This window comes from Clostridium saccharoperbutylacetonicum N1-4(HMT) (assembly GCF_000340885.1).
In the GTDB taxonomy this organism is placed as follows: domain Bacteria; phylum Bacillota; class Clostridia; order Clostridiales; family Clostridiaceae; genus Clostridium; species Clostridium saccharoperbutylacetonicum.
Map to the genome: position 1 here is coordinate 4,826,065 of NC_020291.1, position 12,603 is coordinate 4,838,667.

At 28.6% G+C, this 12,603-nt stretch carries 4 protein-coding genes; 1 reads left to right on the forward strand and 3 read right to left on the reverse strand.

Features of this window, described 5'->3' with window-relative positions:
- Positions 1-62: 62 nt before the first annotated feature.
- Positions 63-623: an ANTAR domain-containing response regulator gene (locus CSPA_RS21520; protein ID WP_015394496.1), complete on the reverse strand. Its 561-nt coding sequence runs from the start codon at positions 621-623 to the stop codon at positions 63-65.
- Positions 624-664: 41 nt separating this feature from the next.
- Positions 665-1,996 carry a type I glutamate--ammonia ligase gene (gene glnA / locus CSPA_RS21525; protein ID WP_015394497.1) on the reverse strand — a complete coding sequence of 444 codons (1,332 nt, stop codon included), beginning with the start codon at positions 1,994-1,996 and terminating at the stop codon, positions 665-667.
- 606 nt (positions 1,997-2,602) lie between these two features.
- Here glnA and CSPA_RS21530 point away from each other — a divergent pair.
- A complete protein-coding gene (locus tag CSPA_RS21530; RefSeq protein ID WP_015394498.1) occupies positions 2,603-3,916 on the forward strand; it encodes an aspartate kinase in 1,314 nt (437 codons plus the stop codon).
- A gap of 144 nt (positions 3,917-4,060) precedes the next feature.
- Here CSPA_RS21530 and CSPA_RS21535 read toward each other — a convergent pair whose 3' ends face one another.
- Positions 4,061-12,340 (reverse strand): non-ribosomal peptide synthetase, encoded by an 8,280-nt coding sequence (locus CSPA_RS21535; protein ID WP_015394499.1) that lies wholly within the window; start codon positions 12,338-12,340, stop codon positions 4,061-4,063.
- Between the last annotated feature and the right edge of the window lie 263 nt (positions 12,341-12,603).

Sequence of the window (12,603 nt, forward strand, 5' to 3'; positions counted from 1 at the left end):
TACGAGTAAGAATATCCTTTAAGAGATATAATTACTCGCATATTTTACTTTAATTTTGAAAACTATTGTGTTTCACTTAGTATTAAACTAGCAATATCTCTCATTCTTCTCCCAGAATCCATGCTTATCTTTTGCATATATCTGAACGCTTCATTTTCTGTCAGTCCAGAAGTAGCCATGAGTTGACCTTTAGCCTTTTCAATTAGCTTTCTATCTTCAATAGTATGTTCCAACTTTTCAACTTTTTCTCTAAGCTTCTTAATTCTCTTTTTACTTTGAAATATCAAATCAATAGCATTAGTTAAAAGCACATTAGAAATTTTAGTACCAATACAATATATATCCGTATCTTCTTCAATAAAGGACTTATACGGTTCATTTACGATAGCTAAAAAGCTAGTTACATCTACTAAAGTTTCGTAGACATCTAGTAAACTCATATCTTTAAACTTATATCCAACCAAGACAAGGTCTGGGGAATATTGCATAACTAATCTAATCAATTCATTTCCTGAAGTACATAGGGCTATTATTTCGTAACCTTCTTGTATCAGTAAACTCTTTAATTTTTGTGCTGTCTCAATATTGCTTAAAGCTATTATAAGTTTTCCACCTTGAGCCATTGCAATCCCCACCTTAATTATTAGCAATTAGTATTACTAGATTAATATCTACTAAGATAGTGTTCTAATTCCCAATCGTGTACTTTCGTTCTGTAATCATCCCACTCAGCAGCTTTTCCTGCAAGGTAGTTTTCATATACATGGTCTCCTAAAGCTTTTTTTGCTAACTCACTTTCTTGCATAAAGTTAACAGCTTCATATAAATTATTTGGTAAATTATCTATTCCATTGTCTTTTCTTTCTTGTTCAGTCATTGCAAAAATATTTGCTTCAACTTCATCAGGTGCTGTTAAATTATTCTTAATTCCATCTAACCCTGCTTGTAAAAGTACTGCTAATACCAAATATGGATTAGAACTTGGGTCTGGACATCTTAATTCAACTCTAGTACCTGCTCCTCTTGCTGCTGGTACTCTTATTAATGCAGTTCTGTTTTTACAAGACCAAGCCAAGTAAACTGGTGCTTCATATCCTGGAACTAATCTCTTATAAGAGTTAACTAATGGATTTGTTACTGCTGCAACACCTTTTACATTCTTTAATAATCCTGCTATAAATTGATATGCAACTTTACTTAATCCGTTCTTGTCATTTTCATCAACAAAAGCATTTTTTCCATCCTTAAATAATGACATATTTACGTGCATTCCTGATCCATTTATTCCAAAAATTGGCTTTGGCATAAAAGATGCATGTAATCCATGTCTTTGAGCAATTGATTTAACAACTAGTTTAAAAGTCATAATATTGTCAGCTGTTGTTAATGCATCACCATACTTAAAATCAATTTCATTTTGACCTTCAGCAACTTCATGATGAGATGCTTCAATTTCAAAGCCCATCTCCTCTAGAGCCAAAGTCATATCTCTTCTAGCATTTTCGCCTAAATCTGTAGGTGCTAAATCAAAATATCCACCTTTGTCTTGAGTGTTAGTTGTTGGATTTCCGTTTTCATCAGTTTCAAATAAGAAAAATTCACATTCTGGTCCAACATTCATTGTATATCCAAGTTCAGCTGCTTCTGCAATAGCTTTCTTTAATACGTACCTTGGATCTCCTTCAAAAGGTGTTCCGTCAGGTCTATAAACGTCACAAATTAATCTTGCAACCTTACCTTGTTGCGGTCTCCATGGAAAAATTACAAAACTGTCTAAATTAGGTCTTAGATTCATATCTGATTCTTCAATTCTTACGAACCCATCAATTGATGATCCATCGAACATGCACTCATTGTTTAGTGCCTTTTCTAATTGTTTGTCTGTGATTGCTACATTCTTTAAAGTTCCAAAGATATCTGTAAATTGAAGTCTAATAAATTTAACTCCATTTTCCTTTACTAAGTTAATGATATCTTCTTTTGTATACTTTGCCATTTTGTACTCCCCCCTTTTTTTGTTTAAAAAAAGGCGAACAATAGTAACATATGCTATCTATTGAACGCCTTTGCTCAATCCACTTAATGATAAAATTATATATCACTAATCACAATAAATCAATAGATTTTTTTAATATAATAAATATTTTCGTGGTAAAAACTTTAAATTTTAAAGTTTTTGTTTTATTTTTCTTTATTATGTTAACCAAACATCTTTAACTACATTTTTTATTGTTAATAAAATAAGCTCTGCAGAAAACTATTTTATATAAAACAAAAAAACGAACTCATAAAGAATAATTCATCTCATGACTCCGTTGCCAAAATGTATTTGATTTATGCTTTCATTATACAAATGAAACCTTGTTATGTCAACGGAAACCCATGCTTAATTGTCAATCGTTACTGAACAACATTCAATTACCACTAAAAGATATTAATTAATAATCGAAAATTGAAAACTTACAATTTCGAAAAAATTTCTTCCTTTATTTATACTATTCCCTTTTAAATTATAAATTATTCTCTTGAACATTTTTAGATAAATTGCTACAATCTTAGTTGTAAATTTATTAAAATAGATTATAATATGGGGGCTATTATTATGAACACAATTGTAACAAAATTTGGTGGAAGCTCATTAGCAGATGCTAATCAATTCAAAAAAGTTAAAGAAATTATATCATCTAATCCTGAAAGACAATACGTTATTCCTTCAGCACCTGGTAAAAGAAATTCTAAAGATTCCAAAATAACTGATTTATTATATCTTTGCCATGCTCACGTATCAACAGGAATAGCTTTTGATGATGTCTTCAACCTTATAAAGGACAGATATTGTAATATCATTAAAGATTTGGAGTTAAATTATGATATCGCCGAACATTTGAATACTATAAAGAAAGATCTTGAAGAAGGGGCTTCAAGTGACTATGCTGCTAGTAGAGGAGAGTATTTAAATGGATTAATCCTTGCAAATTATTTAGGCTTTCAATTTGTTGACGCTAAAGATGTTATTATTTTTAATATCGATGGTTCGTTAGATTCTGAAGCAACAAATTATGCACTTAATTCAAAATTATCAAAAATCAAAAATGCAGTAATTCCTGGATTTTATGGAGCAGATAAGGAAGGAAATATAATCACCTTCTCAAGAGGTGGTTCTGATGTAACTGGAGCTTTAGTTGCAGCTAGCATCAATGCTACACTTTATGAAAACTGGACAGATGTATCAGGTTTCTTGATGGCTGATCCAAGAATAGTTCAAAATCCAAAGCCAATAAGTAAAATAACTTACTCTGAGCTTAGAGAGCTTTCTTATATGGGTGCATCAGTACTTCATGAAGATGCAATTTTCCCAGTGAGAGAAATCGGAATTCCTATAAACATTAAAAATACAAACAAGCCACAAGACGAAGGTACCTTTATAGTAAAGGACACAGATGGTTCTATGAAACCAACAACTGTCACTGGTATAGCTGGTAAAAAAGATTTTACCGTAATTTCAATTGCAAAAGCATCAATGAATTCAGAACTTGGTTTCTGTAGAAAACTATTATCAATTCTTGAACAGCATAATATTTCATTTGAAAATATGCCTTCTGGAATAGATACAGTATGTCTTGTAATTTCAGATTCTCAATTAAAGCATAAGAAAAATGTAATAATAGAAGAAATCAAAAGAGCTTGTAACCCAGACACAATAGAAGTTCACCCAAATTTAGCTATGATTGCTACTGTTGGTCGTGGAATGGCTAAACAAAGAGGTACAGCAGCTAAAATTTTCACAGCTCTTTCAAATGCTGAAATCAATATTAGAATGATTGACCAAGGTTCAAGTGAAATGAATATTTTAGTAGGTATAGAAAATGATGATTTTGAAAAAGGTATAGCAGCAATTTATAATGCTTTTAATTAATATAATTGTGATTAAACTATTCGATCTGTTAATAAATTAAATTGATAGAATTAAAAATTTGAATTTATAAAGTTAAAGTAGGGTTTGATATACAAACCCTACTTTAATTTAAGTCACAGTAATGTTCTTTACAATATTTTATTTTTAAAACTCTATTTTTTCAAAAATGTTAAATATAACATTTGCATTTTTATCAATGTTCTCATCATTAAGCATATCTTCATGTCTTCCAAAACCTTTGTACGTAATCACATCTTTTGAAATTTGCTTCCATCCAGCATGTATTTCTTCATTTTTAAGATCCCCCTCTTCTCTACATTCATCTGGTATTAAAATCAAATGTAATTTTGAAGTAACGTCCTTTACAGTACTAGGTGAATTATAATATTCTAAATACTTTGTCATTTTCTCTTCTGCCTCATTATCATTCTCTATAAATTCCAAATATTTAGGCATATCTTGCGAAACACGTTCCAATACTTCCGCCATATTTTCAGCCGCAAATTGAGCTTCTCTTTCTTTTGATATTTTATGACTATTGTTGTCATCTGCTGATATCTTATTAAAATTTAAAGGCATAGTATCTAATAATACTACATCTGTAACATCATAACCCATCTTATTCATTTTATCTGCAATTTCAACTGCTAACTTACCTCCAGCAGACCATCCAAAAAACACAATTTTTTTTGCATCACTTAAGCTTAAAATTCTATTAACATAATCTTCAATCAAATTCTCACTGTAAATAAAATTATAACTATACATTTTATAATCTTTAACTCTTTCGGCAATTCCATTATAGAAGAAACCATATGCCATATATGGCGGAAAACAAATAACCGTCTTTTTAGCCTGCTCATTAAAGACAATATAATCTTCACAAGCATATTCCCCCTTATCAATACACTCACTTAATTCCCTAATAGTAAGTTTAGCAAACAACACATTAAGTGGTATTTCTATATTTAAGTTTTCTTTTATCTTACTCTTCAATAATGCACCTTTTAACGAATGACCACCAAGTTCATAGAAATTATCATCAATTCCCACCTTTTTTACATTTAGTAAGTCTTCCCAAATAGCTACTAATTTATCTTCTATTTCATTTCTAGGTGGCTCATATTCCCTTTCAGACATTTGAGTAACAGCTAATTCTGCAAGAGCTTTTCTATTTACTTTTCCATTTTGTGTTATTGGTAATTTATCCATTTGTATTATATGATTTGGTATCATATAAACTGGCAATTCTCTTGAAAGTTGATCTTTTATCGAGGCAACTTCCAATTCTTTCTCTGCAGCTACATATGCCAAAAGCTGCTTATCTAAATTATCATTTCCATTAGCTATTACAACAGCCCCATTTATTCCTTCAATCTTTAAAAGCTGATTTTCTATTTCTCCTATTTCAATTCTAAAACCTCTTATTTTAACTTGATTGTCTATTCTTCCTAAATATTCTATATTTCCATTTGGAAGCCATCTAGCTAAATCGCCTGTCCTATATATCTTTGTACCTTCCTCAAAGGGATTATCTACAAATTTTTCTCTTGTTAGCTCAACTCTATTTAAATATCCTCTTGCTAATCCATCTCCTGATACACATAATTCCCCTGTAGCACCTATAGGCATTAAACTATTATTTCTTCCTAATATATATATTTTCGAATTGCTTATAGGCTTTCCTATTGGTATATTCTTATAGTTTTTATCCACTTTAAAGCTCGTTGTAACTACAGCATTTTCTGTTGGACCATAATTATTAATTAACTCATAAGTTTGTTCTTTATAGTAATTTAGTTTATCAGCTCCAGTTAATAATTTTCTTAAGGATTTATTCTTTAAATTAATAAATTCTTCACACATTTGAGTAGGTAAAAACCCTATAGTTATTTGATTTTTTTCATAATATTTATTTAATTGATCTTTATCCAGCATTATAGCTTTCTCTACTATATATAATGCTGCTCCTGATATAATGTAAGGGAATATTTCCCACACTGATGCATCAAAACCAAAACCAGCATATTTTGCTGCTCTATCTATTTCTGTTACTTCATAGTATTCATTATGCCATAAACATAAATTCACAAGTGCTTTTTGCTCTACCATTACCCCTTTAGGTTTTCCTGTTGTCCCTGATGTATATATAACATATGCCAAATCATTAACTTTTCTTACAATTCTTATATTACTTTTTTCTTTTTCATATAAGTTAGCAGCCTCTAAATCTATTGTTTCTCCTTCATAATTTATATTTTTTAATAATTTATTTTGTGTTAAAAGAATTCTTGCTCTACTATCTTCTAACATATATTTTATTCTATCTTCAGGATATTCAGAATCTATTGGCAAATATGCTCCTCCAGCTTTTAATACTCCCATTATTCCAATAAGCATTTCTAAAGATCTATCTACCATTATTCCAACTATTGTTTCTGCCTTAACACCTTTTTTTATTAAGATCCTTGCTAAAGAATTAGATTTTTCATTAAGTTCTCTATATGTTAACTTCTTTTCCTTATATACTGCAACTATATTATTAGGAGTTTTCTCCACTTGCTTTTCAAATAAATCTATTATTGTGGCATCGTTAGGAATATCCATTCTTGTGTTATTATATTCTTTTAATAATTTATTTTTTTCATCCGAACTTAATATATCTATGTCTCTTAACTTAATATTAGGATTTCCAATCACGCAATTTAATTCAGTATATAAATTATTAATTATCTGTTTTATAGTTTCTTTACTATAAACATTTCCATTATATTTTATTTTAAAAGTAAGATTATCACCAGGTATTACAAGTAATGCAAAGTCATAATTTATTTGTTCGAACATTTCTACATCATTAATTATTTTAATTCCTGATTCATCAGATATATAAGAATTCAACATATCTCTATCAATAGGATAATTCTCAAATGCAACAATATTATTAATAAGATTAGTTTTCATGCTTGTTAAAGCTTGTATTTCTGCCAAGGAACAATAACTATGTGAATTAACTTCAATAAAATCTTCATTCATTTTCTTTGCAATGTCAATAAACTCTGCGTTATCTTCTGCTTTTACTCTAACAGGAACAGTATTTATAAATAGTCCAACTATATTTTCTATACTATTAATTTCACTTGGCCTTCCAGAAACAACAGAACCAAATACTACATCATTTGCATCATTATATTTCTGTAATAATATTCCCCAAGCTGTTTGTATAACAGAATTTAAAGTTATTGAATTCATTTCTGCCATTTTCTTTAATTTACAGGTTAAATCTTCACTAATTATGATTTTTTCCTCTTCATTAATAAAGTTCTTAACTTCAGTATTGAATTTAGGAATACTAACTTCTTGCTCATATTCTGAAAGGTAATTGCTCCAATAGTTTAACTGGTATTCTTTATCTTGTTTATCTAACCATTCTAAATAACCACTATACTCTTCTGTTTCATCAAACATTACCTCTTTATTTTTAGATATTAACCGATACATATCTATTACATCTTTTATTATTATTCCTAGACACCAACCATCCATAATTATATGATGAAAACTATAAATAATTTTAAAAATATCTTTACCCGTCTTTATTACAGATACCCTAATTAAGCAATCATTTTTTAAGTCAAACCCTCTGTCTTTATCCTTATTTTTAAATTCTTCTAAATACTCTTCCTTATCAACTGCTAAATCACTTATGTCATTATAATATATCTTTAATTCTCTCTTACCTAAAACCACTTGCTTAGGTTTACTTATATTTTCATTTAAAAAGGTTGTCCTTAATATTTCGTATTTTTCAATAAGCTTATTAAAAGCTTTGTTTAATATTTCTATATCAAGTAGTCCGGTCACTGTAAATACACTTTGTTCAAAATATGCGTGAGAGTCACTATCAATTATTGAATTATATAATATACCTTCCTGCATTGGTGTTAGAGAGTGTATTTTTGTTATTTCCTTTTTGTAAGATATTATTTTATTCAAATCCTCTATCTTTAATTCTTTATCTCCGTAATCCCAAGGTGTTCTTTCTACTTCTTTTATAAGTTCACAATGTTCTATAATTTCAAGCAATTTTTTTCTATACAATTCAGTTAATTTTTCTATAGTCTCTTGTTTATATTCTTCTATACTATAGTTAATTATGAATTTTAGTTCACCATCTATTACAAATCCATTTATCTCAATACTATTTATTTTTTCATTTTGTTCTGAAATAGCTTTTCCACTTGATAAATCTGAAAATTTAAATAAAGTCTCATCACTATTTTTACCAAATTCCCCTAAATAATTAAAACCTATTTCAGGATTTAACTTCAAGGAAATATCCTTCTTATTCTCAAAATTAGTTAGATATTTCAATATTCCATATCCTACACCTTTATTTGGTATATGTCTTAAGGTTTCTTTTGTATATTTTATCGAATACCCAATATCGTCACTGTTTTTCATATCCAATATAACTGGACAAGTAGATGTAAACCATCCTATCGTCCTATTTATTGAAACCTCCTCTATTATTTCTTCCCTTCCATGACCTTCGAGTCCTATAAGAATTTCATCATTTTTGCTCCACTGCTTAACAGCTAATCCTAAGGAACATAGAAGTATATCATTTATATCTGTATTATAAGCTTTATTGGTCTTCCTAAGTAATCTTTCAGTTTCACCTCTCGATAGACTTATAGTAATATTCTTACTATTACCTACAATACTTTTAGACTTATTAAAATCCTTTGGAAGTTCTTTAATGTCTACACTTTCTAAATTACTCCAATATTCCTTTTCTCTATGAAGTTCTTTACTATTAGAATATTCATAAAGGTTTTTCACCCAAGCTTTATATGAAGTGGTCTTTTGAGGAAGTACTACTTGTTTCCCACATTTAATACTCTTATAAGCCTTTTCCAAATCTTCAAGTAATATTCTCCATGAAACACCATCAATAATCATATGATGTATTGCTATAAGCAAATGGTCGCCTTTATTTGTTTTGAACACCCCAAGTTTTACCAAAATACCTTTTTCTAAAGAAAGACCTTCCTGTATTTTATTTGATAAAGCTTCTACTTCTTTTTCACAATTTTCCTCATTTTCAATATTATATATATTTAACGTGAACATATTTTGTATATCTTCTATATTTCTATTTATTTGATTTATTTTATTATCTTTCTTTACATAGCTCATTCTCAAAGCATCATGATGCTTCATTATTTCTATAAAAGCTTGCTTTAATATTTGTTCATCAATACCATTTTTTATATCAAAACTAAAGGCCTGATTGAAATGATTTTGGTTAGCAAAGTTATTGTCTAAAAACCACTTTTGTATTGGTGAAAAGTATACTTCTCCTTCTATTATACCTTGTTCTACTTTAACCTGATTATACTTAACCCTCTTACTTAATTCCTCTATTGTTTGATACTTCATTAAATCTTTTATTTCTAATTTAATACCACTGTTATGTAACGCTGATACTATCTGTATTGATTTTATTGAATCTCCACCCAATTCGTAGTAATTATCATTAATTCCTATTTTATCTATTCCTAAAACTTCTTTCCATGCTTCTACTAAAGCATCTTCTATTTCGTTTCTAGGTGACTTATATTCTGTATTTACTATTTCAGATATATCAATTTCCGGAAGAGCCTTCTTATCAACTTTTCCATTCGGTGTCAACGGAAGCCGATCTATCTTTATTATATATTTTGGCAACATATAATCTGGAAGTTCTTTGGCCAATTCCTCTTTCAGCTTTGCCACCTCTAATTCCTTTTCCATTGATACATATGCACACAAATATGTATTTTCGTTTTTATCTTTTTTACCTATTACTACAACTTCATTTATTCCTTCTATTTTCAAAAACTGATTTTCAATTTCTCCAATTTCAATTCTAAAGCCTCTTATTTTTATCTGATTATCTATTCTTCCTAAATATTCGATATTTCCATCTGGAAGCCATCTCGCTAAATCTCCTGTTCTATACATCTTTAATCCTTTTTCAAATGGATTATCTACAAATTTTTCTTTTGTTAAATCATCTCTATTTATATATCCTCTTGCTATACCATCTCCTGAAACACACAATTCTCCCACTACTCCAATTGGCATTAAACCATTATCGATTCCTAATATATAAATTTTACTATTATTTATCGGTTTCCCAATTGGTATGTTATTATAGTTTTTATTTACCTTAAAACTTGTTGTAACTACTGCATTTTCTGTTGGACCATAGTTGTTAACTAATTCATACGTTTGTTTCTTAAAAACTTTTAATTTATCTGCTCCAGTTAGCAGTTTTCTAAGGTATTTATTTTCTAAATTCATAAATTCTTCACACATCTGAGTAGGTAAAAAACTTATTGTTATTTGGTTTTGCTCATAATATTTATTTAGTGAAAATTTGTCAAGCATTATAGTTTTATCTATTATATATAAAGCTGCCCCAGCTATTATGTAAGGGAATATTTCCCACACTGATGCATCAAATCCAAACCCTGCATATTTTGTTGCTCTATCTTTTTCTGTTACTTCATAATATTCATTATGCCATATGCATAAATTCACAAGTGACTCTTGCTCCACCATTACGCCTTTAGGTTTTCCAGTTGTACCCGAAGTGTATATAACATATGCCAAATCATTTGAGTTTCCTTTAATATTGACGTTGCTATTTTCCATTTCATATACACTACTGTCATCCAAGCTTATTACTTCTCCAAAGTAATTTACTGTTACTAACAATTCATCTTGTGTTAAAAGAATTTTAGTTTTACTATCTTTTAAAATATACTTAATTCTATCATCTGGATATTCAGGATCTATTGGCAAATATGCTCCTCCTGCCTTTAATATTCCTATTATTCCTATAAGCATTTCTAAAGATCTATCTACCATTATTCCAACTACAGTTTCCGCTTTAACACCTTTTCCTATTAAAAACCTTGCTAAAGAATTTGCTCTTTCATTAAGCTCTTTATAGGTTAACTTTTTATTTCTATATACTACAGCTATATTATTAGGGGTTTTCTCAACTTGTTCCTCAAATAGTTCCTTTATAGTTGTAACTTTATTATACGGAAAATTAGTAACATTAAAATCTTTTAGTAAAACTTTCTCTTCTGTCCTATCTACCAACTTAAGGTCTTTAACACATATATAGATATTATCAACTAATTGTTCTAACATATTATTAATGCACTTGCACATAATTTTGATTTCATTTTCGCTAAATTCACTGATTCTATATTGAAACTCTAACTCTAAATTTGACTCACTAAAATCTTTTAGAATTAAATTTAAAGGAACGCCTACTTGTTTAGACGTTATTTCTTCTACCTGTATTTCACTATTATTCATAGGATATCTAAAAGAATCATTATAATAATTAAAAACAATTTTAAATAATCCATCATACCCTTTTGCAGGTAACTTTAAATCATTAACTAATACATTATATGGATAACTTTGATGCTTGTAACAGCTTCTTAATTTACCATTTAACTCTTTAATAAAATCTTTAAAATTAAGTTCATTATTAATTTTAAAATTTACTGGCACTGTACTTACAAACATACCTATAGCTTCTCTCATTCGTTTACTAATCCTATTGTAAACAGGCATTCCAATTACTATATCTTTTTCTCCTGTCTGCTTATAAATATATAAATATAGTAAGGACATAAAAAATGTGCTTCTTGATATATTATTTTCACTTAATAACTTATGTAATTTATCAATTAGTTCTTTTGAAATTTTATATTTATAGCTATTTCCTCTGGAATCATAAGTTTCTTTAAATAAAAATTCTTCATTTAGATTAGAAAACTCTTCATTCCAAAATTCCTTATCCCTTAAAAATTTTTCAGATTGCAAATAGTCCCTCTCCGATTTAATATATTCAGAATAAGGGACTGTAATTATTTCTGATTCTCTTATGTTTAACAAATTATCATAAATTTTTCCTACTTGTTTTCCTATTGTTGCTAGTGAATATCCATCTGAAATTATATGGTGACATTTAGCTAAATATCCTTTTCTTTTATCATCTAGCTTAAATAAAGCAAACTTATATAAAAATTTGTCTGACACACTCATAGACTCATCAAAAAACTGTCTACTCCACTTATTAAATTTACTTTTATCATTATTAAAATCAATAAATTCAATTTCATTTTGTTTAATTTCATTTTGTTCTTGATACACCTGCCCATTATCTTTTTTAAACTCAAACTGGAAAATTTCATTTTTCTTTACAACTCCAGCAATTGCTTTACCTAATGTCTTAAAATCAACATCTCCTGGAACATAACATATGCCTCCAATATTTGATATTGATGAATTTTGATATAAACTATCAGCATTTAAGATCCTTCTTTGTGCATGTGTTAATTCATATTTCATATTGTAAGCCCCTTTCATTTACAATCTTTTGAATAATTATTTATACTAATTTTTTGATTTTTAATATTTACATTGGGATATGTCAAATACATTATATCTATCGAATTTTATCATTTTATGCTTTACATTTTTGGAATTAAAAGTCGAATTTAGGGAATAGAAAGAATATTTTCTGTGTAAAAAGTGATTACAACCTTACCACATATATATGCTTGATGTAGTTTCTGTCCGTCAGACCAGAAATTTGCCTCCAGCTTACTTAA